Here is a 25,840-nt window from a genome sequence, read left to right on the forward strand (position 1 = left end):
CTCGACCGTGGCGCGCATCCGTGCGCAGGCGTCGGGCCATTCCATGCCTTGAGGGGGAGTCATAGCCAATGCGATGGCAAGGTTATGTAGTCGCCCGAGGTTGCCGTTCAGTTTGCGGTCGTGTGGAGTGCGCAGGCGTGCCCCGCTGCGCCGCTATTGGCCGGGGTGGTACTCGCGTTCGGTGTGCCCCTTCAGCTGCTCTGGCCAGAAATACACCGTGCGCAGGTTGCCGGTGGTGTAGCGCTCGGCCTCGTCGTTGAAGTGCGGCGAGTCGGGGTGGCCGCTTTCGCCGCCGGCAGTGATCGCGCGAGCATGCACCTTCGGGCCGAACTCGACCGCCGCGACGAAGCTGTTGCCGCCGGTGCCGTAGTAGCGTTTGGTGCCCGGCCAGCGGTGTGCGCCGAACGAGGCCAGCGAGCCCCAGCGCGACGATACGAATGGCACCGGAATGCTCGGCTTGCTGTCGTCGAATTTTTGCACGATGTCGCCGTTGATGCGCTGGAAGCGGTTGATCTCGCCCCATGCCACGCCCCAGCTGCCGAAGTCCTGCTGCAGGCGGTCGGAGGCTTCGACCAGCGCATGCAGGCGTGCCTGCGCGCCGGCTTTCGCGGCCATCCTGTCGTAGATCGACAGGCCTTCGGCGGTATCGGCCTTGCTCACTTCATCCCATAGCGTGTCGCCCCAGAACACCGCCAGCGAGGTCGGCATCGAGGCGATGCCCCAGCGGTAATCCCAGTCGCGCAGCAACTGGATTTGCCCGGCGAGCTTTGCGCGCAGCGGATCGTTGGCGGGCAGCGCGTCGTAGTCGGCGATCAGGATCGGCAGTTGCCGGGCGAATGCCGGCAGGTAGGAGTCGAACGCGGCGGTGATCAGCGAGGGCAGGGTGACGTTCTTGATTCCGGTGAGGAGGCGCAGGGCATGCAGTCCGCGCGGATTCTCGCCGAAGGTATCCATATAGCGCGGAAAGTCGGCCTTCTTCGGGCTGTACGGACCGGCAGCGGAGTAAGGCCAGTCGTTGGTGTTGAAAGTCCAGCCGTTCGGCGGGTTCACCACCTGCGGCAGCTGGTCCAACGGGGTCAGCCCCTGCCAGTCGGTGGCCGGATTGCTGCCGTCGACCGGCTTGGTGTAATCGAAGCGGTTGTCGCGTTTGGGCACGAACTGCGGCAGCAGGAAGGCGATCTCGCCCTTGTCGTCGGCGAACAAGGTGTTGTTGGACGAGTTGGCCTTGAGCTCGGCGACCTTCATGTAGCTGGCGAGATCGTGCGTCCTGGTGCGCAGCCAGCTTTGCTCCAGCGCGGGGATCGGCTTGTTCATCAGTGCCTCGGCGATCCACTTGTCGCCGAGTTCGCGCACGATCGGGCCGTGGTGGGTGAAGTATGCCGTGAAGCTGCGTTGGGCCAGCGCGCCGTCCTTCGCGCGGTACGACAGGGTGATCTGACGCGAAGTGACTGGCCGCAACGCCTTGCCGTAGCGATAGAACAACTTGCCGTCCTGGTGCACGATGGTCTCGGCGAATTCGTCGACCACGTCGACGCCGGTCGAGGTGTGCATCCAGCCCACGTGCGGATTGAAACCCTGGTAGATGAAGAACTGGCCCCAGGTCACCGCGCCGTAGGCATCGAGGCCCTCGTCGCTGGACATCTGCAGTTCGGAGCGGAAGAAGAACGAGGTGTGCGGATTGATCAGCAGCAGCGCGTGACCATCGACGGTGAGCTTCGGTGCGATCGCGATGCCGTTCGAGCCGGTCGGCTCGATCCAGCTGGGGCGGGTCTGCACCTGGGCCAGCGGCGCATCGGTCGAAGCACCGTAGAACGCCTTCAGCGGCCCCAGTTCCACCCGTTCGATATCGCCACCGATGCTGCCTTCGGTGAACGAGAGTGCCATCCACGGCTCGAAGTGGGTGATCACGCGCGGATGCACGTCCGGATGCGTCGCCAGGTAGTAGTTCAAGCCGTCCGCCCAACTGTCCATCAGTGCGCGCAACCACGTCGGGCTTTGTGCATACAGCTTCTTCAACTCGACCGGATCGATGAACAGGCGCTGGCGCAGGTCCTGCCACAGCGCGGAGTCGTCCGCGTCCTTCGCCTCGGCGAGCCGGCCCAGCGAGACGAGATAGTTGGTCTCGACCCGGTTGAAGTCGTCCTCGGCCTGCGCATAGGCCATGCCGAACACCGCGTCGGCATCGGTCTTGCCGTGCACGTGGGCGATGCCCCAGTCGTCGCGGGTGATCGTTACCGCCTGCGCCTCACGTTGCCAGCGGGCCTGCTCGGCAGGGTTGGCCTGTGTCGTGCTGGTCAGGAAGAACGCCAACAGGCCAGCCATGGCCAGCCCGCACAACTTGCCTGGAATCTGAGTTTTCATCTGCTGCCCCTTGCTGCCCGGAAACGCTCCGCAAGCGTAGCCCATTGGTGGTGCGGCCGACGACCAGCCTGTCGATGCGGCAAAACACCATCGATCCCGGAAGTCCAAGTCCGTGGCCGCGCAGTCAGCTGCCAAAGCGCTCGCGCAAGGCGGTGCGATGGCGCCGGCTGCAGGGGATCGTCGCGCCATCACGTAACGTCAGTCGGGCATCGCCGGTTTCCAGCGGTTCGATCTGGGCGAGGTAATCAAGGTTGACGAAATAGCTGCGGTGCACGCGCACGAAACATGCGGGATTGAGCCGCCCTTCGATCGCCGCCATGGTGGTGCGTAACGGATAATCGCGACCACGCACATGCAGGTTCACGTAGTTGCCCGAGGCCTGCAGCCACTCGATCTCGCCCGCGTTGAGCAGGAATTCCCGGCCCAGCTTGCGCACCAGGAAGCGCTCGGGTCGCTCGACCGGCTCGGTGGGATGCCCGTCGTCGGGCTCCGCCAGCAGGCGCGCCTCGCCCTGCCAGCGGACGAGCAACAGCTGCGCCAGGCACAGCAGCACGATGATCAGGAAATAGGAGCGAAAGTCCTTCAGGTATTCGTAGCCGAACCGCGCCCCGAACTCGTAGTGCAAGCCGACCGACACGTAGACCAGCTTGCGCAGTGCGACCATGCCCACGACATGCACCAGGCTGAAGGGAATCGTCGCCAGCAGGTGTCGCGGCAGGCTGTGTCGCCAGGTGTCAAAGCGGAACGGCCAACGTCGTTCCAGCGCAATCACGAACGGAAGCAGCGCCAGGATGACGATCGAGCTGCTGCACTCCCATACCCACGGCTCCCATGCGGCCACGCGGGCGTAGTCGATCTGCGCGACCAACCCGTTGAATACGGTAATGAGCGCGGTCAGCATGACCCAGAAGCCGACTTCGATGGGGCGCCGCCAGCGCTGGAAGTCCTGGAAGCCGAAGCCCGACTGTTCGTTCATGCGCCGATTCTACGCAAAGCGCTTGCGGTCCGTCCCCACAAGCCCACCATCCGTCCCCGGGATGGATCGATCCGTCACCTGACGAGCGACCGCAGGCAGGCTTTCTTGCAACATGGAGCCGACTCAATCACCGAGGCCCGTCATGAACCGTCGCGATCTGCTCAAGGCCACCTTCGCCGCATCATTCCTGCCGCTGGCATGGTCACCCGTCGGGCGCCTGCTCGCCGGCACGCGCAGCAGCCTGTTGCGCAGGGTGGGCCCGGGTGATCGCGCATGGCCGGCCCCGGCGACATGGGAGGCGCTGAAGCAGCGCGTCGGCGGTCGCCTGCTGAAGCTGCAGTCGCCATTTGCACCTGACGCGCCCGCTGCCGCCAGGGCCGAGGCGCTGCAACAGCTCAAGAACCCGTTCTATCTCGGTGACCAGCCGGCCTTGACCCAGACCAGCGGCTGGGCCGACGCGTGGACCTCCCGGCCAAGCGCCTATGCGGTGGCCGCCGAGAGCGCAGCCGATGTCGCCGTGGCCGTGAACTTTGCGCGCGATCATCGCCTGCGCCTGGTCGTGAAAGGCGGCGGTCACAGCTATCAAGGCACCTCCGACGCCCCTGACTCCTTGTTGATATGGACGCGGCGGATGAACCATATCCAGTTGCACGACGCGTTCGTGCCGAAAGGTTGCTACGTGTCGCCGCAGCCTGCCGTGAGCATCGGCGCCGGCGCGATGTGGATCGACGCCTACGATGCAGTGACCACGAAGGGTGGCCGCTACGTGCAGGGCGGTGGCTGCACCAGCGTCGGCGTGGCCGGACTGGTGCAGAGCGGCGGCTTCGGCAGCTTCTCCAAGCACTACGGCACGGCGGCAGCGGGGCTGATCGAGGCCGAAGTGGTCACTGCCGATGGCAAGGTATGCATCGCCAATGCGTGCAGCCACCCCGAGCTGTTCTGGGGTCTCAAGGGCGGCGGCGGTGGCAGCCTCGGCGTGGTCACGCGGCTGACCCTGCGCACGCGTGAACTGCCGGAAACCTTCGGCGGCGCGTTCGGCGCGATCAAGGCGTCGTCGGATGCGGCGTACCGTGCGCTGATCGCCCGCGCCATCGAGTTCTATCGCAGCGACCTGTTCAATCCGCACTGGGGCGAGCAGTTGGTGTTCCAGTCCGACAACACCATGCGCATCGCGATGGTGTTCCACGGGTTGACGCAAGTGCAGGCGCAAGAGATCTGGGCGCCGTTCCTGGCGTGGGTGGGTGCGCGCAAGGAGTACACGGTCACCAGCGAGATGCGCGTCTTCGCGTTACCGGCGCGGCATTTCTGGGACGCGGAATTCTTCCGCCAGCATGCGCCGCAACTGATTGCCGAGGACGGCCGGCCGGGCGCGCCGCGCAACCACATGCTCTGGGCCGGCGACCAGGGTCAGGTCGGCTGGTTCCTGCACGGCTATCGTTCGGCCTGGTTGCCGGCCTCGCTGCTGCAGCCGCGCGCGCAGGCCAGGCTGGTCGATGCGATGTTCGCGGCATCGCGCGCATGGGGCTTCGCCCTGCATTTCAACAAGGGCCTGGCCGGTGCGCCGCCCGAAGCGATCACCGCTGCCCGCGACACCGCCACCCATCCGGGCATGGTCGAGGCATTTGCCCTGGCCATTTGTGCCAGCGGAGGGGCGCCGGCGTTCCCCGGCATGCCCGGTCCCGGACCGGATCTGGCCGCGGCACGGCGCGATGCGGCCGGTGTCGGTCGTTCGATGGACGCGCTGCTGAAGGTCGCCCCGCAGGCCGGCTCCTATGTATCGGAAAGCGACTATTTCAAGCGCGACTGGCAGGACGCTTTCTGGGGCACGAACTATCCGCGACTGGCGGCGGTGAAGCGCAGGTACGATCCCGACGGCCTGTTCTTCGTCCACCACGGCGTGGGCAGTGAAGACTGGAGCGAGGACGGTTTTGCGCGCCAGTGAGTAGCCGAAAGCGTGCATGGCGGGTGGCCGGCGGTGGCGGGACTTGACTCTGGACATGGATCAAGGGTCTAGACTTGCTCCATGAACACGCAAACCAGCTCACTCACCATCGGTGCCGTCGCCAAGCGCGTCGGCGTGGCGATCGACACGATCCGGTTTTACGAACGCGAAGGCCTGTTGCCCGAGCCGCAGCGGCGTGCGTCCGGTTATCGAAGTTACAGCGAGGGTGCGGTTGCCCAGCTGCGCTTCATCCGCCGCGCCAAGCACCTTGGCTTCACCCTGGAAGAGATCCGCGACCTGCTGGCCCTGTCGGCCGATCGCCAGCGCGGGGTGAAAGCCGTGAAGCAGCGCGCGCAGCAGCGGCTGGTGGCGATCGAGCAGCGCATCACCGAGTTGCAGCGGGTGCGCGATGGGCTGGCGCAGCTGGTTGCCTCGTGTCCGGGGCATGGCAAGCCGGAGGCATGTCCGATCCTGCGCGCGCTCAGCGATGAGCAGGTGTCGGCATGAACGCGCAGGCGTGCTCTCGCGGTGACCACGACACGTCCGCCACGGCGACCGATCCCGTCTGTGGCATGGCGGTGGATCCGGCCACGTCGAAGCATCAATCCACGTATGACGGGCAGGTATTCCATTTCTGCTGCGGCGGCTGCAAGGCAAAGTTCGACGCCGCGCCGGCGGCGTATCTGGCTGCTGGCGAAACCGGGGATGGATCGGCAAGCTGCTGCGCGGCGAAGACTGCATCGATGGCGATGTCCGATCATGCGCATGCCCATCACGATCATGTGCACGCTATGAAGGATCCGGTGTGCGGCATGACGGTGGATGCGCAGGCCGCGAAGCATCGCGCCGGGCACGCCGGCCACACGCATTACTTCTGCTCCGCGCGTTGTCGGGAGAAGTTCGTGGCCGATCCGTCGGCGTATCTCGAAAAGCGGGAGGCGGCACCGCCCGGCACGATCTACACCTGCCCGATGCATCCGGAGGTGCGCCAGGTTGGCCCCGGCGCCTGCCCGAAGTGCGGCATGGCACTGGAGCCGATGATGCCGACGCTGGACGAGGACGACGGCGAGCTGGCGTCGATGACGCGGCGCTTCCGGCTGCTGATGGCGCTGACCGTGCCGGTGTTCGTGCTGGCGATGGGGCCGCACCTGTTCGGCTGGCATCTGCCGCTGCCGTGGGACGGCGTGGCTGGCTGGATCGAGGCGGTGCTGGCAACGGTGGTGGTGCTGTGGGGCGGCGCGCCGTTCTTCGCGCGCGGCTGGCGTTCGCTGCGACCGTGGCATCCGAACATGTATACGCTGATCGCGTTGGGCACCGGCGTAGCGTGGCTGTACAGCGCGGTGGCGTTCCTGCTGCCGGGGATCTTCCCGGACGGTTTCCGCGACATGCACGGTCGCGTTGCGGTGTATTTCGAATCGGCGGCGGTGATCGTCACCCTGGTCACGCTGGGTGATTTCCTGGAGCTGCGTGCGCGCCGTCGTACCGGCGCGGCGTTGAAGTTGTTGCTGGGACTGGCACCGAAGACGGCGCGACGCATCGCTGCCGACGGCAGCGAAAGCGACGTGGCGCTCGATCAGGTGCATGCCGGCGACGTGCTGCGCGTGCGCCCCGGCGAGAAGGTGCCGGTCGACGGCGTGGTGCTGGAAGGCGCCAGCCATGTCGACGAATCGATGCTCACCGGCGAGCCGATGCCGGTGGCCAAGGCGAAAGACGATCCGCTCACCGGCGGCACGGTGAACCAGGATGGCGCGCTGACCATGCGTGCGCAGAAGGTGGGCGGCGCGACGATGCTGGCGCAGATCGTGGCCCTGGTGGCGCAGGCGCAGCGCAGCAAGGCGCCGCTGCAGCGGGTGGCCGATCGGGTGGCGGCGTGGTTCGTGCCGACGGTGGTGGCGGTGGCGGTGCTCGCGTTCGCGGCATGGGCCTGGATCGGGCCGGAGCCGCGCCTGACCCATGCACTGATCGCTGCCGTCGCGGTGCTGATCATCGCCTGCCCGTGCGCGCTGGGCCTGGCCACGCCGATCTCGATCATGGTCGCCAGCGGCCGCGGTGCGCAGCATGGCGTGCTGTTCAAGAACGCCGGCGCGATCGAGTCCCTGCGCGATATCGACACCCTGGTGGTGGACAAGACCGGCACCCTGACCATCGGCAAGCCGTCGTTGACGGAACTGGTCGCGCTGGACGGCCAATCGCGTGAGCCCCTGCTGGCGCTGGCCGCCGCACTGGAACGGCCCAGCGAACATCCGCTGGCGCGGGCGATCGTGAGCGCGGCGGAAGCGGAGGGCGTGGTCGTGCTGGCAGCAACGGATTTCCGCTCACTGACCGGGCGAGGCGTCAGCGCGGTAGTGGACGGTCTCCAGGTGGCGTTCGGCAATGCGAAGCTGATGTCCGAAGTGCAGGTCGCGATCGCGGACAGCGCCGCCGCGCGCGCCGAGCAACTGCGCGGGCAGGGCGCCACGGTGATGTTCCTCGCCGTCGACGGCGTACTCGCTGCCTTGCTGGCGGTGGCCGACCGGATCAAGCCGGATACCCCGCAGGCAATTGCCGACCTGCACGCCGCCGGCCTGCGCATCGTGATGCTTACCGGCGACAACATCACCACGGCGCAGTCGGTGGCGCGTGCGCTGCGCATCGACGAAGTGCACGCCGACGTGTCGCCGGCCGACAAGGCGGCGGTGGTGAATGCGTTGCGCGCCGCGGGCCGCCGCGTGGCAATGGCCGGCGACGGCATCAACGACGCGCCCGCGCTGGCGGCGTCCGATGTCGGTATCGCGATGGGGGGCGGCACGGATGTGGCGATGGAAAGCGCGCAGGTGACCCTGGTCAAGGGAGAACTGGGCGCGATCGTGCGGGCGCGCAAGCTGTCGCAGGCCACCGTGCGCAACATCCACCAGAACCTGTTCTTCGCCTTCGTCTACAACGCGGTCGGCGTGCCGCTGGCGGCCGGTGTGTTGTACCCGTGGTTCGGCATCGTGCTGTCGCCGATGATCGCCGCGCTGGCAATGAGCCTGAGTTCGGTGTCGGTGGTGAGCAATGCACTGCGCTTGCGCAAGGTCGCGCTGTAGCGCCTGGCGCGAGTGACGCCTGTCATCGCCGATGCTTGACGCCTGGCCCTGCAACCGATCGGGTCTGCACGGGATCATCTCTCCACACCATCCAGGTGCAAGGAGAAACGACATGTACAAGCTTCGCGAGGATTCCGCCTTCATTGCCTGCCTGGCGCTGCTGTTCGCCACGGTTGCCACCGCGTCGACGGTACTGGCGCTGTTCCAGCCCGGCGCGACGCCACTGCTCTGAATCCGCCGGAGCGTTCCGGTCGATCGCCGATCGGGCATCGCGATGCTTTAAGCTTTCGCGATCCGGTCGGCACGTGATGCGAGGTTGCGCAGAACGGCGGGCCATCATCAGCGAAGTCGACAGGCATGACCCGCAATCTCGCCGAATGGCTGGCTTACCAGGAACGCGTCAACGTGCACAGCATCGAGCTGGGGCTCGATCGCGTACGCGAAGTGTGGCAACGCATGGGCGCGCCGCGACCGGCGCCGCGGGTGGTCACCGTGGCCGGCACCAACGGCAAGGGCTCCACCGTCGCCCTGCTCGAGGCCATGTTCACTGCGGCGGGGTTGCGCACGGGCGCCTTCACCTCGCCGCATCTGCTCACCTATAACGAACGCATTCGCATCGACGGCACGCTGGCCGCGGATGCCGCCCTGATCGCCGCGTTCGAACGGATCGAGGCGGCGCGTGGCGCCGCTCTGGATGATGCCGTTCCCCTGACCTATTTCGAATTCGGCACGCTGGCTGCGCTGGATCTGTTCGCCCGCGCCGGCGTCGAGGTGGCCGTGCTCGAAGTGGGGCTGGGCGGGCGGCTCGATGCGGTGAATATCATCGACGCCGACGTGGCGGTGATCACCACGGTGGACCTGGATCACATGGAGTGGCTGGGTCCGGACCGCGACAGCATCGGTCGCGAAAAAGCCGGCATCGCCCGGCGCGGTCGGCCGGCGATCCTGGGCGAACCGGATCCGCCGGCCGGCCTGCTTGCAGCCTTGGCCGAGTGCGGCGCGCAGGTCGAACGGGCCGGCAGCGACTTCAGCGTGGAGCGCCATCAGGACGGCTGGCGCTGGCGCCATCGGGATGGCACCGCGATGGAGTTGCCCGATCCGCCGCTGGCGGCGCCGGTGCAATTCGCCAACGCGGCGGTGGCGATTGCCGCGTTGCATGTGCTCGGTGGAGGTGCGCTCGCACCCAGCGCACTGTTTGCGGCGGCCAGTGCCGGCTTGCACGAGGTGCGGATCGCGGCGCGCCTGCAGACACTCGGCGGCGAGCCGCCGCTGGTCGTGGACGTGGGGCACAACCCGCAGGCGGCGCGGGCACTGGCCGAGTGGCTGGACACGCAGCCGCCCGGCGGTGTGCACGCGGTCTACGGCGCGCTGGCCGACAAGGACGTGGCCGGGGTGATCGCCGCGCTCGGTACACGCATCGAGCACTGGCACCTGGCGGGGCTGGATCAGGCCACCCCGCGCGGCCTCGCCGTCACCGCGCTTGCCGCGACCTTGCGCGAAACCCTGCCGCAGGCGCGCTTCGATGTGCATGCCGACGTGCCGGCGGCGCTGGCGGCGGCGCGGCAGGCGGCGCCGCCCGGCGGGCGGATCCTGGCCTTTGGCTCGTTTTTCGTGGCCAGCGCGGTGATCGCTGAACAGGCAAGCTGAGCGGCGCCATGGCAAATGGCCCTGGCAGGTATAATCCCGCCGTTACGCATTGCGTTTGCCGTCTGGGAGCGAAAACTTGAAAACACGCCTGCTGGGTGCTGCCGTCCTGATAGCGTTGGCGGTCATCTTCGTGCCGATGTTCTTCTCCGGCAGCCCGCCGACCCCGGGCAGCGACCAGTCGGTCAGCCTGGCCATTCCGCCGGCTCCCGATCGCGACCTGCAAACCCGGACGATGAGCCTGAATCCCGCATCCCCGGCGAGTGCGTCGTCTGCCGCCGCCGTGGCGACGACCGCCGCCGCACCGGCATCGGGCGATCGCATCGCCACCGTTACCATCGATTCGAACCGTCCGCGCGACGTGGAGCTCGACCCGCAGGCGGGCCGGAAGCCGGCGCCGACGACGGTGACCATCGGCAGCGGGGCCTCGCCGGCGCAACCGGTGATTGCGCCGCAGGGAACCACGCCGACGCAGGTGCCCGGCAAGCCCGAAAAGAGCACACCGGCCAGGTCGACCGAGGCCGCACCCGCACCCTCCTCCGGTGCTGCCGTGGCACGCGGCAGCTACACGCTCAACCTCAGCGCCTACGCCAGCGCGGCCGGCGCAGCGAAACTGGAGCATCGGGTGCGCGCGCTAGGTTATCCGGTGACGGGCCATGCGATCACCCAGGCCGGCAATTCGCGCACCCTGGTCATCGCCGGGCCGTTCGAAACGCGTACGGCGGCCGAAGCGGCGCGCCTGAAGATCACCCAGTCGATTCCCGGTGTGCCGGCGCGACTGGAGCAGGACGCCAGTATCGACAGCACCCCGGCCGCGGCCGCCGCCAGCCCGGGCAAACCCGGCGGCTGGGCCGTGCAACTGGCGGCGATGAGCAGCCAGGCCGATGCGAACGCCTTGCGCGACAAGCTGCGCACAGCGGGCTTCGACGGCTTTGTCGACTCCGTGCAATCCGGCGGGAAAACCTTGTGGCGCGTGCGCGCCGGTCCGCAAACCCAGCGCGCCGACGCACTGCGCGTGCACGACCAGATCAAGGCCAGGCTTGGCATCGACGGCAACATCGTCTCCGTGCCCTGAGCCCATCCATGTCCCATGCCGTGACGCCATCTTCCAGGGGAGCCCGAACCACCCCGAAAGCCCGTGGCCATGACGGCGCCATGGCGGACATGTGGAGCAACCTCATGGAGTGGCTGCAGGAATGAACTGGCTCGACGGAATCATCCTGGTCATTCTGGGGCTGTCGGTACTGATCGGCCTGATGCGTGGCCTGGTCGCCGAATTGCTGTCGCTGGTGATCTGGGTTGCCGCGTTCTGGGTGGCGGCACTGTTCGGTCCGGACGTGGCGGCGCTGTTCGAAAACGCGATCTCGCTGCCGGTGGCGCGGATCTGCCTGGGTTACGTGATCTGCTTCTTTGGCGTGCTGCTGCTCGGCGCGATCGTGCGGTTCGCAGCGAGGAAGCTGATCTGGAGCACGGGGCTGACCGGCATCGACCGCCTGCTCGGCGTGCTGTTCGGCTTCGTGCGGGGCGTGCTGGTGGTGACCATCCTGGTGTTCCTGGTCGGGCTTACCGCCGTGACGCGCGAACCCTGGTGGCAGCAGTCCACCTTGCTGCCGCAATTCCAGGGCACCGCGGCATGGCTGGGCCAGAACATCCCGCCCGGCGTGGCCGATCACCTGCACCCCGAGGCGGTGCTGGACAAGCTGAAGTCCGAACCGCTGCTGCAGCGGCACGGGCCGGCCGGTTCCTCCAGCTCCAGGCAGGCCCCGAACCTGCTGGATCGGGTGGCGCCTTCCGAACTGCTCCAGCAGATGCACAACTTGTCCGACCGCATTCACGACCCCATATCCGCTCAGCGTCCGCCCTCGCCGGCGACATCCACCGGGCGCGTGCCAGCCGCGACCGGAAGCGCTACCGAGCATCCTCGGCATCCTTGAACCAGCATCCCTGAAACAGGCCACGAATCATGTGCGGAATCATCGGCATCGTCGGTACCACGGAAGTGGCGTCGGCGCTTTATGACGGCTTGACCGTGCTGCAGCATCGCGGCCAGGACGCGGCCGGCATCGCCACGGTGGACGGCTCGCGGCTGCGCCTGCACAAGGGCAACGGGCTGGTGCGCGACGTGTTCGGCGAGCGCGCGATGAGCGAGCTGCGCGGGCGCATCGGCATCGGCCACTGCCGTTACCCCACGGCCGGCTCGGAAGGTTCCGCCGAGGCGCAGCCGCTGTACGTCAATTCCCCCTACGGCATCGCGTTCGCGCACAACGGCAACCTGGTCAACACCGAGGCGCTGCGCCGCGAGATGTTCGAGGACGACCGCCGCCACATCAACACCGATTCCGATTCCGAGGTGCTGCTCAACGTGCTGGCGCACGAGCTGCAGATCCAGGATCGCATGCAACTGACGCCTGACCACATCTTCAAGGCGGTGGCCGGCGTGCATGCGCGTGCGCGCGGCGGTTATGCATGCATCGCGCTGCTGCTCGGCTACGGCCTGGTCGCGTTCCGCGATCCGCACGGCATCCGGCCGCTGGTGCTGGGCGAGCGCGTCACCGCCGAAGGCCACGAATATGCCGTGGCGTCGGAATCGGTGGCACTGGACGTGCTCGGCTTCAAGCTGTTGCGCGACATCATGCCGGGCGAGGCGGTGATCATCACCGACCACGGCCAGCTGCACAGCCGCCGCTGCGCTGAGGGCGCGCTGCACACGCCGTGCATCTTCGAATACGTCTACCTGGCGCGGCCGGACTCGATGATCGAGGACGTCTCGGTGTACAAGGCACGCCTGCGCATGGGCGAGAAGCTGGCCGAGAAGATCCTGCGCGAGCGCCCCGACCACGGCATCGACGCGGTGATCCCGATTCCCGACACCGCGCGCACCGCCGCCAGCGCGCTGGCCGGTGCGCTCGGCGTGCCGTTTCGCGAAGGCTTCGTCAAGAACCGCTACATCGGCCGCACCTTCATCATGCCGGGGCAGGGCGAGCGGGTGAAATCGGTACGCCGCAAGCTCAACGCGATCGACCTGGAGTTCAACAAGAAGAACGTGCTGCTGGTGGACGACTCCATCGTGCGCGGCACCACCTCGAAGCAGATCATCCAGATGGCCCGCGAGGCCGGTGCGAAGAACGTCTACTTCGCCTCCGCCGCGCCACCCGTGCGCTATCCGAACGTCTACGGCATCGACATGCCATCGACCAGCGAACTGGTCGCCGCCGGCCACACCGAGAAGGAGGTGGAAAAGCTGCTCGGCGCCGACTGGCTGATCTACCAGGATCTCAAGGATCTCGAATGGGCGGTGCAGGACGGCAACGAGAAGCTCACCCACTTCGACACCTCGTGCTTCTCCGGCGAATACGTCACCGGGCTGGAAGACGAGTACCTGGAGCAGGTCCAGATGCTGCGCTCGGACGATGCCAAGGCCGCGCGCCGCGTAGTCTGAACCGCTCTCCGTAGGAGCCCGCTCGCGGGCGATGCCTTTGCTCGGATGCACGAACGAAGACCAGGGCAACAGCATCGCCCACAAGTGGGCTCCTGCAGAACCCCATGACCGACCTTCACGCCGCCGCCAAACGCTGCCTCGACGCCACCGACCCCGTCGACAAGCTGCGCCTGACCCACGAGACCTGGCAGGCCTTCGAGGCCGGCGAGCTGCGCGTCGATCCCGCCTCGCCGCCGCCCGAACCGATCGGGCCACCCGGTCGCCCAGCGAAACCCGTGCTAGTCAATGCACGCAACCTGCCGCAACGCGGACTCGGCAGCGCCGAAGGGCGCGCCGCCCTGGTGCACGCGGTGGCGCACATCGAGTTCAACGCGATCAACCTGGCGTGGGATGCGGTGTACCGCTTTCGCGGCAAACCCGGCGACTACTATCGCGACTGGGTCAGTTGCGCCCACGACGAGGCGCGCCACTTCGCCATGCTGTCCGAGCGCCTGGCCGAACTCGGCCATGCGTACGGCGATTTCGACGCCCACGACGGCCTGTGGCAGATGGCCGAGAAAACCGCCGACAACGACACCGCGCGCATGGCCCTGGTGCCGCGCGTGCTCGAAGCGCGCGGGCTCGACGTCACCCCCGGCATGATCGACCGCCTGCGCCACCTGGGCGACGAGCGCACCGTCGCCATCCTCGAAGTCATCCTGCGCGAGGAAGTCGCCCACGTCGCCGCCGGCACCCGCTGGTTCCACCATTGCTGCGAGCGCGACGGCATCGAGCCGGTCGAGACTTTCTTCGGCTTGATCCGCGACTACATGGGTGTCGAGTTGCGCGGGCCGTTCAATCGGCCGGCCCGCAGCGAGGCGGGGTTTTCGCCGCTAGAACTGGATGTGCTTGTTGACATGGCGGAAGGTCTCCGCACGCACCGCGACCCGGGCAAAGCCACAACGAGCGCGACGTAACAGGCCGATTGCACTTGCGTCGTGCACACGCTGGGTCAAAGCAATTGCTGGGTGTGCGATGCAACGGCGTCTGCCTTGACGCTTGAGTTAAGCGGCGCGCGGCTTTTCGCGCGTCCGCTTGGACGAATTGTCAGGCCTTGGGCCGTTTGTGTACCCTGAAGTACGTATGAAACGCGTCTGCGATTGCGGCGGCTTGGTCAGGAATCGTGGGCTCGTGATTGAAGAGTTCAAGAGTTCGACGATCGTCGAAGTCCGAGCAATGCGCCACCGAGTTACGAAAGGGTTTAGTGATGTTCTTGAATTCTTCGGTTAGCAATGAATCTACTGCTGGATCCGCGGGAACGGCGCCTTTATCGCGAAGCTCCTCATAGCGTTCGATAACGCCGGCCAAGGCCGTGTACCAGAATGCGATGTACGCCATGAAGCGAACCTTCTTCACGTCATTGAACGCGTCAGGGCCGTCATTGGCCAGCACCTCTCGCACCAGATCATCATGGTGATAGCGCATTACGTCGCTTCGGACGAGGCAGTGCTGCAGAGAATGCATGTGTCTTTGAGTCCGTTCGGCAGCTTCCCAGGTCGCCTGAGCGACTCGCGCCTTCTTTGCCTCATTCACGACGCTGCCCCCTAGGCCGAACGCTTGAGTTAAGCGGCTAGCGGCGCTTTTCCGCCAGTCCGTTTGGGCGAACTGTTAGGCCCCTCTCCACGTAGAATACCGAACGAGATCTGCGTCATTGAACAGGGCCGTGTAACGATTGATGGTGTTGTAATCATGAGGCTGCACTGGTGGTTCAAAGGTGGGCGTGGGGACGCCCATATGATTAATTATAGATTCCGCTATGTTTGCGTATGTGTCCAATAGCATCACCAAGTAAAGTAGTGCTTGACGGCAGTGGTCGGTGCTTCTGATAGCGATAGCTACTTGATCACCATCGCGTTCTATAAACCGACTCTGTGACGAAGGGCTTGCATGGGCACTATCGCTTAGCAGCCCGTATATGTGTCCGGCGCCCGGAAACGATTGTTTGAGACGTGATACTGATTTTGTTGGAGAGGTTTTGTTTACGTCATGGACATCATCAAGCCCCTTGACGGCAAGAGACCACGCGCATTGTTCGATGCCTTGGCGAATTACGGCTTCCGCTTCGAGCGCAAGACCCCCGAGAATTAGTTGGCTGATGGCATGGAAGGTAGATTGCATACGGATCAGGACATTTACTGCATAGATGCAGCCGGTTGGTTGTTGAGATGTAAAAGTCCCGGAGCTTAGACGCTTGGCGAGTCCCTCGGCTGTTTTGCCCACATGCAATACAAGTTCTTTCAAGCTGCCGGAGGGGCATCGTTTATCATCATCAAATGCTTCCAAGTATTCTTTGCCATATCTACGGTAGATGTAGTCTATGGACTTGTTTCCGTCGATATGCGTGATCGCTGCTGCAAAGAGCATGGCCTTGAACTCCGGATCCGCCTTGATCGGGACACCGATGCTGAAATGATCATTTCCGATGATCTCCATCTCATCGAAATGCTTTGCCCAAATGATCCTTCGGACACCATCCCAAGGCATTCTGTACCTCCCGTGGGGCCTGACGCTGGAGTTAAGCGGCGCGCGGCTTTTTCGCGCGTCCACTTGGACGAGATGTTAGACGGTTGCGACGCAGCATGCTCGGGCGACAACCACTGCCACGACGGGCGCACAGCTTGAGCAACCGATTACCCCAACAACACCAGTTTTGAATGCCCAGGCTTGCGACGATGCCGCGCGAAAAGTTGCGGCGGCGACGGACGACAAGCCAGCGCGAAGCTGAGCGAAGTGCACCACACGAAGAACCACCACGAGCTACCGCCTAATGTTCGAGCTAGGCTGTTGGCGCTTCGCTTGTAGACCCCACCGCGCTAGAACTCGTGGAGTTCGGACAGCCTGCGGCTGCCTTCGATGACAGGCGCATTTGCGGTGTAGAACCTCCAACGGACATCTCCGGACCGGAGCGCGGAGTGGTAAACCAGACTGGTGATTTCGTACTCGATGGATGGATATGGAAAAGGATCGCTGCCGGCGATCTTGACTGTCTCGCCGGGGAATACCCGCTCGTGCGACTGAGTTTCGAACTCGGTGTACCGATCTCCCTCCAGTGCCTCGTCTTCATAAGCATCAAACTCGCATTGGACGTACGGGACGAAAGACGGAATGTAGATCTGAACTTTCCATCCATCTTGCGCAGTTGACGTGCTATTCGTGTAACTGACAAGGAGCCGATAGCGGTGAACATCCGAATTGCGCAGGACCGACTTGTAGGAGATGTCTAAGGCCAGGCCAATCGGCTCGTGAGGGTGGGATGCACAGTGCGCCCACCATTGATCGCGGTGAGCTGCCAACTCAGCAGGTGAGTACTTGGTACCAAGCGGATGACGCGGATTGAAGTGGCCGGCTTCCGCGTGACACCGAAGGCATAGGCAAATCGCGTTTTCCAGAGTGTTGGGGCCGCCATCAGCCTCTTGAACGATGTGATGGACACTCACACTGCGACCACCGAACTCATGGCAGACGCAACAGCGTCGGTGCGAGCGGACGATCGCTTCTTGGCGGATATTCGTCGGAAATGGCATGCGGACATTACGTGTTGTGGGGTCTAACGCTGGAGTTAAGCGGCGGCGAAGCCGTCCGCCTTGACCGAGTAAAAAAGAGACTTCCTCCCTTACGGCCTCGATGGCCATGATGGTGTTGCGAAACAACCGTCAGCAGAAGAGGAAGTCTCCATGAGCACTATAACCCTGGGTGTGGACTTGGCGAAGAGCGTGTTCTCGGTGTGCGAGATGGACGGTAGCGGCCACGCGCTGCGCCGACTGGATCTGAAGCGCGATGCCTTTGCGGTGTGGCTGGCGCAGGTGCCAGCGGGCATCGTGGTAGCCATGGAAGCGCGCAGTGGTGCGCATCACTGGGCACGACGCTGCCTGGAGGTCGGCCAGCCGCCGCGACTGCTGGCCGCGCAGTTGGTGAAGCCGTATCGCCTGAGCCAGCGCAGCAAGAACGACCGCAACAGTGCGCCGAGAAGGTCATGAAGACAGTCTTTGTGCGGGCTGCTTGCAAACACATACCTAAGGGGCGCGATGGACATGACATTCCATCGCTGGGCCACTTGCTGGAGCGTGGGTGCGGCGTTTCGCTGGATTCCGATGACCTTGGCCTCATTCATTGCGATCCAAAGGTGCGTTATGGCGAGCAAGCCGTGAATCCCGATGCTGCCTACGCAGCCCACCAGGCACTGTTGCGGTTGCTCAAGACGCTGAGCGACTAGCTTGGGATGTCGGAATACGCGTAAGCGGTTTGGGGTAGGTATCAAAGTCGCACGCCGGAGCTATGTTTCGTTTATTTCGTATGTTGCGTTTATTTCGTTTATGAAATAAACTGCCTTACCCAAGAAAAGACTTGGAAAGGATGAAGCCGCCATGTCTGCCCTAATGAACGAACAACTCGTCGCCCCTCCAACCACCCCAGAGGAATCGAAGCTGGCGCGCGAAAGCAGCCGGTTGCTTGCTGCGTGCATTGGCCGTGGCCCGACGGCGCGCTTGCGGGTGATCGACGGTGATGGCGAAATTGAAGTGCCGGTGGTTGCGCTGCGGATGCTGGTCGACATCTTGAACAACATGGCGGCCGGCAACGCGGTGAGCCTGGTGCCGATCCACGCCGAGCTCACCACGCAACAGACGGCTGACTTTCTCAACGTGTCACGTCCGTTCGTGGTCGGGTTGCTGGAGCGTGGCGATCTTGCGCACCACATGGTGGGCACACATCGGCGTGTGTACTTTCGCGATCTCATGGCCTACAAGAACGCCCAGATGGTCGAGAGCAAGGCGCGGCTGACCGAGTTGGCCCGCGAGGCCCAGGAACAGGGCTTCTACTGATGTCGAACTTCGTCGCGTTGTACGACGCTTGCGTGTTGTACCCAGCGCCGCTGCGCGACTTGCTGATGCACCTTGCTGTGAGCGATCTGTTTCGTGCGCGCTGGACAACACGCATTCATGACGAGTGGATGCGGAACCTGTTGGCCAAACGGCCTGACCTTACGCGCGAGCAGCTGGAACGTACGCGTGATCGGATGGATACCAGCGTGCCGGATTGCCTTGTCACCGACTACGAAGGTCTGGAAGCGCAGTTGACGCTGCCTGACCCGGATGACCGTCATGTTCTGGCTGCCGCGATCCTGTGTCAGGCCGGCACAATCGTGACATTCAACCTCAGGGATTTTCCAGCCACAACGCTGGAACCACTCGGCATAACCGCGCAACACCCGGACGAGTTCATCGAGCACGCTTTCGGTATCAGCCCGGCTTCCGTCATTGGGGCTGTGCACGATCATCGTGCCTCACTCAAGCATCCGCCGATGACGGTGAATGACTTGTTGAATGGCTACATGAAACAAGGGCTCGTGACGACCGTGAGTCTGTTGCGGCCGTACACCGCGCAATTTTGATTGTCGTGACACCCGCCGGTGTGTTTCTAGCGTGGCGCACAACGCGAAACCGCGTGCTCGCAAAGACGTGCAAAGCAGGTGGTTTAGGCAATGTGTAGGCAACGGGCACAAAAAAACCACCGCGAAGGTGGTCTAAATGCTCGAATTCATTGGTCGGGGAGACAGGATTCGAACCTGCGACTTCTACGTCCCGAACGTAGCGCTCTACCAGGCTGAGCTACACCCCGTGGGAAGCCGCGTATCTTAATCGCCGGGTGGATTCTTGGCAACAGTTTGCTGTGGTGGGTGCGACGCGTCAGCCGGGGAGCAGGCTGGCGAGACGGTCGTGCAGCACGGCGTGGCGCCAGCCGTCGAGGAATTCGGGCCATTCGGTGGTGACCACGTATTCCTCCAGTACCTTGCGCGGGCACAGCAGGCCGGATGGAAGCTCCAGCTCGTTGGCGAGCGTGTCCACCTGCTGCTTCATGGCGCCGAGTGCCTGTTTGGCCGGGCCTGACGGGTGGCCGGGGATGCTGGCGGTGGCGGCGATCTCCTCGGCGCTGACGCCAGGGGTGAGTTGTTCGAACAGGTCGCTGCGCTGGGCCGAGCGCAGCGCGCGCTGGCCACGGGCGCGCTGTTCGAGTTCGGCCAGGGTGCGCGGTGGCTCGTACGCCAGGCTGAGGGCCAGGGTGTCGTCGATCAGCCACGGCCGCGGCACGTCGAGGCGGCGTGCGCTGCGGTCGCGCCACAGCAGCAGTCGACGCAGCAGCGCCTGCCGTGCGGGCGACCAGTCGGCGGCGCCGCGCAACGTGCGCTGTGGCTGCGGGTCGCCGTCGCGACGCACGCGCTGCCTGAGGCGCTCGCAGTCTTCGGCGTGCCAGGCGCTGCGCCCGCGCCGCTGCAGGCGTTCGCCGAGCTGTTCGTGGATGGTCTTCAGATAGACCACGTCGAGGGCGGCGTAGCTGCACTGCGAGGCGGTGAGCGGGCGGCGCATCCAGTCTGAGCGGGTCTCGCCCTTGTCCAGCTCGACGCCGGTGAGCTCGGCGACCAGGGCGCGATAGCTGATGCCCAGGCCCATGCCGACGAACGCGGCGGCGATCTGGGTGTCGAACAGCACCCGCGGCCCATCCGGCAGCAGCGGTGCGAGAGTCTCCAGGTCCTCGCTGGCGCTGTGCATCACGGTGACGGCCGGACCGGCGCCGAGCAGGGGCTGCAGTGCGTCGCCGATGTCGAAGGCCAGCGGATCGATCAGCGCGTGGCGACCGTTCCAGCCCAGCTGCAGCAGCGCCAGTTGCGGGTAGAACGTGTCGCGCCGCATGAACTCGGTGTCCAGGCCGATCGCCGCGTCGGCGGGCAGCGCTGCCAGCCAGGCCTGCAGCGCCGCGCGCTGGTCGATCCATTCGGCGGCGGCGGTTTCGGGCAGGGACATCGGGGCTCCTTGATAATGTGGCCGGCATGGATTGCCCTGCCGGCGGTTTGTGCCTATGGTGAGCAGCGCACGATAACAGGCCGCAACAAGGACGCCCATCCATGCCAAGCAATGCAAGCCTGCGCCGTCAGCGCTTTCTCGGTGGGGCGCTGGGCGTGATCGTGCTGGGGTTTGCGCTGACCTATCACTTTTTTCCGCGACTGCTGCATGTCGAGCCGGGACAGGCGCCACCGCGTTCGATGTCGGTGGGCGGCATGTTGCCTGGCGGCAACTTGCCGCCGCAGCGGGTGGCGGCGATCAACGAACTCAATGCCGGGCCGCCACTGACCCTGGCGCCGACCGCGGTGATCGTGGCGCGCAACCGCACGGATGCGAACCTGCCCGAGCAGAAGGCGGCCGATACGCCGGCGGTCAAGGCCTTGCTGGATCGCGCCACGAAGGCGTTGCACGCCGGCCAGCTGGTCGGCGATCCGAACAGCGCGGCTGCCTTGTTCATGCAGGCGCTGAAGGAGCAGCCGGACAGCCGCCACGCCGTGCAGGGCCTGTTCGATGTGCGGGCGCGGCTGGTGGCGGAGATCGATCAGGACATTGCGGTGGGCGACGTCGACGCGTCGGAAGATCTGCTGGGCGCCTTGCGCACATTGCCCAACGCCGAGCAGGAAGTCGCGCAGCTGGAGACGAACCTGAAGACCCTGGCAACGGTGCGTCCGATGCTGGCCAAGGCGGCGGGCTTGCTGCAGCAGGGCAGGGCCGATCAACCCCCGGGCGACAGCGCGCTGGAACTGTATCGGCAGGTGCAGAAGCTCGACCCGCAGAATGCAGTGGCCGAGCAGGGCATCTTCCAGGTGCAGCGCGCGGTGCTCGACCGTGCCCTGGCGGCGGTGGCGCAGAACGACTTTGCCGGTGCCGAGCAACAACTCGCGCAGGCACAGGCAATCCAGCCCGGTTCGCAGCAGATGCACGATGTGCAGCAGCGCATCGAGGGCATGCGCAAGCAGCGCGCCGGCAGTGTGCTGGCGCAGGCCAGCCTGGCGCTGGACGCCGGCAATCTTGAGCTGGCGACGAAGCTGACGGCGCAGGCGCGCACGGTCGATCCCGACCTGCCCGAGCTGGCGGCGGTGGACGAGCGCCTGACCAATGCGCGCCTGTATGCCAGCTACAAGCCCGGCCAGGTATTCACCGACCGCTACGTCGATCTGCCGGGCAAGACGCCGGCCATGGTGGTCATCCCCACCGGCAGCTTCATGATGGGTGCGGCGGCGGACGACAAGGATCGCACCGACGTCGAGTTGCCGCAGCACCAGGTGACCCTGGTGAAGGGTTTCGCGATGGCGCGCAGCGAGGTCACGGTGGGTGAGTTCCGCGAGTTCGTGCGCGCCAGCGGCTACGTGCCCGATTCGGTCAAGCTCGGCGGCGCCAGCGTGTACGACGAGCGCAGCGGCGCCTTGCGTGATGATCCGAAGGCCGACTGGCAGGACGACTACGCGGGCCAGAAGGCCGGCGACGATCTGCCGGTGGTCAACGTGTCCTGGAGCGACGCTGCCGCCTATGCGGCATGGCTCGGCCAGCGCACCGGCAGGCGTTATCGACTGCCCAGCGAGGCCGAATTCGAATATGCCTTGCGCGGCGGCACCACCACCCGCTACTGGTGGGGCAACGGCACACCCGAACGCAAGGTGGAGAACCTGACCGGCTCCGGCGACCGCTCGCGCAGCGGCCGCAGCTGGAGCAACTCGTTCCGCGGTTATCGCGATGGCTACTGGGGGCCGGCGCCGGTGATGAGCTTCGCGGCCAACCCGTTCGGCCTGTACGACATCGACGGCAATGTCTCCGAATGGGTGGCCGACTGCTGGCACGACAACTACATCCGCGCCCCCGGCGACGGCAGTGCCTGGATCAATCCCGGTTGCAGCGCGCACGTGTTGCGCGGTGGCTCATGGGGCAGTTCGCCGGACCAGGTGATTTCCGCCTTTCGGCAGGGCGTGGACAGCAATACGCGCAGCGGACGCGTCGGTTTCCGCGTGGTGCGCGAGTTGTAGGCGGAAAAAACGAAAAACCCCGCCGAAAGCGGGGTCCGTCAACTGGTACCGGTGAGAGGACTCGAACCTCCACTGTGTCACCACAAGCGGATTTTGAGTCCGCCGCGTCTACCATTCCGCCACACCGGCATGTGTGAGTCGGGCATTATGCCGGCTTCAGTGCACGCGGTCGAGTCCCAGCTGGCGTACGTCGCGGCCGTACCAGCGGTCTTCGGGCAGCGGCTGGAACACTGCGCAGCGCACCATTGGGCCCGAGTAGATGTGCAGGCTGACGGTGACGGCGCTGTCGCTGGGGTTGCGGATGCTGTGGTACTCGTGCGGCGGGATCAGGCTGCCGGCGGAACCGGTACCGGCCTGGATCGAGCCGACCGGCTGGAAGCAGTAGCGCTGCTCGTGGTGTTCCAGCAACTCGTACTGCACGATTTCCAGCGCGCCGTTCCAGACGCCCTCGACGCACCACATGCCGTCGTGGTCGTGGATCGGCGTGCCCTGGCCCGGGCCCCAGGTCATCGCCACCACGCAATAGCCGTGCTCCTCGCTGCGATACAGCTCGCGGCGGGCGTAGTGCTCGGTATTCGCCTCGAACACGCAGTCGGGCAGGGTGACGGCATTGTCGCGGATCAGCTTGCACAGGCTGTTGCGCAGGCTGTCGGTGAGCTCGTGCGTGGTCGGTTTGGCCACGGCGGCGTCGATCGCGTCGATCAGGGTGCGGCTGCCGGGAAAATCCAGGGTAAGCATGGCGGTCTCGGGTGAGGCGTGGTGCGGGCTATCTTACCAGCGGGAGGGTTAACGCCACGGGCGGAGCACGTCCCGATGGGGCCGACGTTTCAGGGCAGGGTGAGCCGGTTCAGGAATCCACCGATCGCACGGCTGTAGTTCTCGATGTCGACCAGGAAGGCGTCGTGGCCCTGCGGCGAATCCAGCGCCACGAATTCCACCTTGGCACCGGCGGCCTGCAGGCCCTCGGCGATCTGTTCCTGCTGCTGCAGGGGGAACAGGATGTCGGTGCTGACGCCGATCACCATCGCCTGCTGGATGCGGATGCGCTTGAGCCCTTCGAGCACGCTGCCGTGGCCGTATTCGGCAATATCGAACCAGTCGCTGGCGCGCGAAAGGTAGAGATAGCAGTTCGGATCGAAGTTGCGCACGAAGCGCTTCGCGTGGCCTTCGAGGTAGGACTCGACCTGGAACTCGCGGCCGAACGGTTCGTCCTCGCGCTGCTCGGGATCGAGCCGGATGCGCGCGAAGCGGCCGTTCCATTCCATCGCCGAGCGGTAGGTGATCACGCCGAGCTTGCGCGCAATGCTCATGCCGAGATCGGGGTAGCTGCCGCCATGCTCGGCATGTATGTCGGCCGCTCCTGCGCTTCCTGCGCTCGCGGCACTCATCCCTCCCTGGATATCGTATTGTCCGTCGTTGAACTGCGGATCGAGCCGGATCGCCTCGCGCTGCAGCGAGCGGATCGCGATCGCGAACGGTTGTGCCTGCGGCGCGGTGTCCACGCTGATGTGCGTGCGCACGCTGCCGGGGTGCAGCAGCATGTAGGCAAGTGCGCTCATGCCACCCATCGAGCATCCGATCAGGCAAGCCAGTTGTGTGATGCCCAGGTCGGTGACGACGGCGTGCGCGGCGTTGCCGACGTCTTCCAGCGCCAGTTGCGGAAAGCCGAGCCGATACGCCCGGCCGGTGGCGGGATCGATCGACGCCGGGCAGGTGGAGCCCTTGTCGCTGCCCAGCGAGTTCACGCAGATCACGAACCAGCGATCGCTGTCGATCGCCTTGCCGGGGCCGGCCATATCTTCCCACCAGCCCGGGCTGGAATCTTCTTCGCACGACATCATGTGCGCGCTGGGCGACAGGCCGGTCAATACGAGTACGGCGTTGTCGCGCGCGGCATTCAGCGTGCCCCAGGTTTCGTAGGCGACGTGCGCGCCGTGCAGTTCGCCGCCGCGCTTCATCGGGAACGGCGAGGGCAGCGAAAAGTAGCGGCGGGCGTCGCCCATCGTCAGTGCACCCTGTCGATGGTGATCTTGACCGGGGCCTTGCGATCCACCGCTACCACGCCAGCGTCGCCTTCCAGGTCGCCGGACTGGGCGGTCGGCTGGCCGTCGTGGCTGATCCTTGCACCGACGAAGACCTGCGCGGCGCTGGACAGCTTGAGCGTCGGCGCCATCGCCATCGCGTCATTCAGGGTTACGGTGGCGGGCAGCTTGACGGGATCGAGTCTGGCCACGGCCAGCGGCATCGGCGGGCCGTTCGGCGCACGAGCATAGACGTAGAGGACGTCGCCGCTGGTCAGCTTGTCCTTGAGCTGCGGCGACAGGGTGACTTCGACTTGCAGCGAAGCGCTTGGCGCTGTTGCCGCCGCCGCGCTGCTGGCGGTACTGGCGGGAGCGCCGCCGGCGCGGGCATCGGCCACCGCGATCTGTTCGGCCACGGACTTGGCCACGTTCGAGCCGGGCTCGAGTTGCGGCTGCAGCAGCCGCCAGGTCGCCGCCGCCGTGCGGTAGTCGCCATGCTGGAAATCGCTGATGCCGAGCAGCCACAGGCCACGCTGGTTGTCCGGATGCAACTGCACCGCGCGCTGCAGCAAGTCGCGGGCACGGCCCTCGATCATGTGGTCGGCGCGCAGCATCGAATCGTTCTCCGCCCAGCCGACCATCGCCTCGGCGTTGTTGGCATCGAGCTTCAGTACGTGGTCGTAGGCGTCGCGCGCGTCGCCCGGCTGCTGCAGCATCGCACTGGTCTGTGCCAGCAGCATCCAGCCCTGCCGGTCATCGGGTTGCTGCGCCAGGTGGTCGCGCAGTTCGGCGATCGCCTGCGGCAGGCTGATCGAGGCCTGGCTCTGTGCGGAAACCCCGTTGAGCGCGGCCGGCGTACCGACCAGCAGATACAGCATGCCGGCGCCCAGCGGCAGTATCAGTGCGATGGCCAGGCTGAGCACGAACACGCCGCGACTGTGGCCGGAGCGGCGTCCCTGGCGTATCAGCGGCAGCAGCAGCGCAGCCAGGGCCAGCGCCACCATCAGCGCGGCCACCACGATAAAAGCGATCTTCACCAATCTTCCCCGTTGTCGGCTGACTCGCCGACGGTCGTTGCCTCAACGCCTTGGCGTTTGCGTTTGCGGAGCGCCACCAGCACCACGCCGCCGCCGCCGAGCAGGATCAGCAGCGGGCCGAACCAGAGCAGGACGGTGCCCGTTTTCAGCGGCGGGTTGTACAGGATGTAATCGGAGTAGCGCGCGACCAGATACTGCTTGATCTCGTCGTCGCTCCGGCCTTGCTGCATCAGCTTGAAGATCTGGTTGCGCAGGTCGCGCGCGATCGGCGCGTTGGAATCGGCCAGTGTCTCGTTCTGGCACATCGGGCAGCGCAGCTGTTGGGTGAGGTGCTGGAAGCGCAGCTCCTGCGCATGGTTGGCGAACGGCATCGGCTCGATGGCCTGGGCGTGGACTGCGCCGGCAAACACCAGCATCACCATGAAGATAACTCGTAGGAGCCCGCTCGCGGGCGATGTTCCCGTCGTGATGTTTTTCATG

At 65.5% G+C, this 25,840-nt stretch carries 22 protein-coding genes, 2 tRNA genes and 1 pseudogene; 13 read left to right on the forward strand and 12 right to left on the reverse strand.

What is annotated here, in order from left to right; translation table 11 throughout:
* Window positions 1-153: 153 nt before the first annotated feature.
* Both B0E47_RS05080 and B0E47_RS05085 read right to left on the reverse strand, forming a co-directional pair.
* The gene (locus B0E47_RS05080; RefSeq protein WP_174566957.1) at window positions 154-2,322 is read right to left on the reverse strand and encodes a penicillin acylase family protein; all 2,169 of its coding nucleotides are present in this window, start codon (window positions 2,320-2,322) and stop codon (window positions 154-156) included.
* Window positions 2,323-2,485: 163 nt separating this feature from the next.
* The gene (locus B0E47_RS05085) at window positions 2,486-3,337 is read right to left on the reverse strand and encodes a LytTR family DNA-binding domain-containing protein (RefSeq protein ID WP_077512927.1); all 852 of its coding nucleotides are present in this window, start codon (window positions 3,335-3,337) and stop codon (window positions 2,486-2,488) included.
* Window positions 3,338-3,479: 142 nt separating this feature from the next.
* Here B0E47_RS05085 and B0E47_RS05090 point away from each other — a divergent pair, with 142 nt between their 5' ends.
* From B0E47_RS05090 to B0E47_RS05125, 8 genes are all read left to right on the forward strand, one after another.
* Entirely contained in the window at window positions 3,480-5,279 is a 1,800-nt protein-coding gene (locus B0E47_RS05090; protein WP_077512928.1) for an FAD-dependent oxidoreductase, read from the forward strand.
* Between the two features lie 81 nt (window positions 5,280-5,360).
* On the forward strand, window positions 5,361-5,786 hold the full coding sequence (locus tag B0E47_RS05095; protein WP_077512929.1) for a heavy metal-responsive transcriptional regulator: 426 nt from the start codon (window positions 5,361-5,363) through the stop codon (window positions 5,784-5,786).
* Window positions 5,783-8,344, forward strand: a complete 2,562-nt coding sequence (locus B0E47_RS05100; protein ID WP_077512930.1) for a heavy metal translocating P-type ATPase — start codon at window positions 5,783-5,785, stop codon at window positions 8,342-8,344. Before B0E47_RS05095 ends, B0E47_RS05100 begins: the two co-directional genes overlap by 4 nt.
* Window positions 8,345-8,701: 357 nt before the next feature.
* Complete coding sequence (folC, locus tag B0E47_RS05105; RefSeq protein ID WP_077512931.1) at window positions 8,702-9,991, forward strand: bifunctional tetrahydrofolate synthase/dihydrofolate synthase; 1,290 nt, start codon at window positions 8,702-8,704, stop codon at window positions 9,989-9,991.
* Between the two features lie 76 nt (window positions 9,992-10,067).
* Window positions 10,068-11,063 (forward strand): SPOR domain-containing protein, encoded by a 996-nt coding sequence (locus B0E47_RS05110; protein WP_077512932.1) that lies wholly within the window; start codon window positions 10,068-10,070, stop codon window positions 11,061-11,063.
* A gap of 121 nt (window positions 11,064-11,184) precedes the next feature.
* Entirely contained in the window at window positions 11,185-11,922 is a 738-nt protein-coding gene (locus B0E47_RS05115) for a CvpA family protein (RefSeq protein ID WP_077512933.1), read from the forward strand.
* Between the two features lie 29 nt (window positions 11,923-11,951).
* Window positions 11,952-13,427: an amidophosphoribosyltransferase gene (purF, locus tag B0E47_RS05120; protein WP_077512934.1), complete on the forward strand. Its 1,476-nt coding sequence runs from the start codon at window positions 11,952-11,954 to the stop codon at window positions 13,425-13,427.
* A 104-nt stretch (window positions 13,428-13,531) separates the two neighbouring features.
* Entirely contained in the window at window positions 13,532-14,383 is an 852-nt protein-coding gene (locus tag B0E47_RS05125) for a ferritin-like domain-containing protein (RefSeq protein ID WP_077512935.1), read from the forward strand.
* A gap of 130 nt (window positions 14,384-14,513) precedes the next feature.
* Here the strand turns inward: B0E47_RS05125 and B0E47_RS05130 are convergent, their stop codons facing one another.
* The 3 genes from B0E47_RS05130 to B0E47_RS05135 form a co-directional block, all read right to left on the reverse strand.
* Window positions 14,514-14,891: a hypothetical protein gene (locus B0E47_RS05130; RefSeq protein WP_077512936.1), complete on the reverse strand. Its 378-nt coding sequence runs from the start codon at window positions 14,889-14,891 to the stop codon at window positions 14,514-14,516.
* Between the two features lie 183 nt (window positions 14,892-15,074).
* Window positions 15,075-15,899 (reverse strand): hypothetical protein, encoded by an 825-nt coding sequence (locus B0E47_RS16730; RefSeq protein WP_139351348.1) that lies wholly within the window; start codon window positions 15,897-15,899, stop codon window positions 15,075-15,077.
* Window positions 15,900-16,279: 380 nt separating this feature from the next.
* Window positions 16,280-17,098 carry an HNH endonuclease gene (locus B0E47_RS05135; protein ID WP_139351349.1) on the reverse strand — a complete coding sequence of 273 codons (819 nt, stop codon included), beginning with the start codon at window positions 17,096-17,098 and terminating at the stop codon, window positions 16,280-16,282.
* A 42-nt stretch (window positions 17,099-17,140) separates the two neighbouring features.
* On the opposite strand from B0E47_RS05135, the pseudogene B0E47_RS05140 reads away from it, so the two are divergent.
* From B0E47_RS05140 to B0E47_RS05150, 4 genes and pseudogenes are all read left to right on the forward strand, one after another.
* Window positions 17,141-17,428: pseudogene (locus B0E47_RS05140) on the forward strand (IS110 family transposase); the annotation flags it as partial.
* Between the two features lie 11 nt (window positions 17,429-17,439).
* Window positions 17,440-17,679, forward strand: a complete 240-nt coding sequence (locus tag B0E47_RS16735) for a hypothetical protein (protein ID WP_139351350.1) — start codon at window positions 17,440-17,442, stop codon at window positions 17,677-17,679.
* Window positions 17,680-17,830: 151 nt separating this feature from the next.
* Window positions 17,831-18,286, forward strand: a complete 456-nt coding sequence (locus tag B0E47_RS05145; protein WP_254422820.1) for an excisionase family DNA-binding protein — start codon at window positions 17,831-17,833, stop codon at window positions 18,284-18,286.
* Entirely contained in the window at window positions 18,286-18,855 is a 570-nt protein-coding gene (locus tag B0E47_RS05150; protein WP_077512939.1) for a PIN domain-containing protein, read from the forward strand. Before B0E47_RS05145 ends, B0E47_RS05150 begins: the two co-directional genes overlap by 1 nt.
* A gap of 150 nt (window positions 18,856-19,005) precedes the next feature.
* Here the strand turns inward: B0E47_RS05150 and B0E47_RS05155 are convergent.
* Both B0E47_RS05155 and rnd read right to left on the reverse strand, forming a co-directional pair.
* Window positions 19,006-19,082: transfer RNA gene (locus B0E47_RS05155), tRNA-Pro, on the reverse strand.
* A gap of 68 nt (window positions 19,083-19,150) precedes the next feature.
* Complete coding sequence (gene rnd / locus B0E47_RS05160) at window positions 19,151-20,263, reverse strand: ribonuclease D (RefSeq protein WP_077512940.1); 1,113 nt, start codon at window positions 20,261-20,263, stop codon at window positions 19,151-19,153.
* Window positions 20,264-20,364: 101 nt separating this feature from the next.
* On the opposite strand from rnd, the gene B0E47_RS05165 reads away from it, so the two are divergent.
* Complete coding sequence (locus B0E47_RS05165; protein ID WP_077512941.1) at window positions 20,365-22,302, forward strand: formylglycine-generating enzyme family protein; 1,938 nt, start codon at window positions 20,365-20,367, stop codon at window positions 22,300-22,302.
* Between the two features lie 43 nt (window positions 22,303-22,345).
* On the opposite strand, the gene B0E47_RS05170 is transcribed toward B0E47_RS05165, so the two are convergent.
* From B0E47_RS05170 to B0E47_RS05190, 5 genes are all read right to left on the reverse strand, one after another.
* Window positions 22,346-22,431, reverse strand: a tRNA-Leu gene (locus tag B0E47_RS05170).
* A 27-nt stretch (window positions 22,432-22,458) separates the two neighbouring features.
* Window positions 22,459-23,040 (reverse strand): cysteine dioxygenase family protein, encoded by a 582-nt coding sequence (locus B0E47_RS05175; protein WP_077512942.1) that lies wholly within the window; start codon window positions 23,038-23,040, stop codon window positions 22,459-22,461.
* A gap of 89 nt (window positions 23,041-23,129) precedes the next feature.
* Entirely contained in the window at window positions 23,130-24,305 is a 1,176-nt protein-coding gene (gene metX, locus B0E47_RS05180) for a homoserine O-acetyltransferase (RefSeq protein ID WP_077512943.1), read from the reverse strand.
* A gap of 2 nt (window positions 24,306-24,307) precedes the next feature.
* Entirely contained in the window at window positions 24,308-25,360 is a 1,053-nt protein-coding gene (locus B0E47_RS05185) for a hypothetical protein (protein ID WP_077513000.1), read from the reverse strand.
* On the reverse strand, window positions 25,357-25,782 hold the full coding sequence (locus tag B0E47_RS05190; RefSeq protein ID WP_077512944.1) for a cytochrome c-type biogenesis protein: 426 nt from the start codon (window positions 25,780-25,782) through the stop codon (window positions 25,357-25,359). Before B0E47_RS05190 ends, B0E47_RS05185 begins: the two co-directional genes overlap by 4 nt.
* Between the last annotated feature and the right edge of the window lie 58 nt (window positions 25,783-25,840).

Origin of the sequence: Rhodanobacter sp. B05 (assembly GCF_002001085.1) — a bacterium.
Taxonomy (GTDB): domain Bacteria; phylum Pseudomonadota; class Gammaproteobacteria; order Xanthomonadales; family Rhodanobacteraceae; genus Rhodanobacter.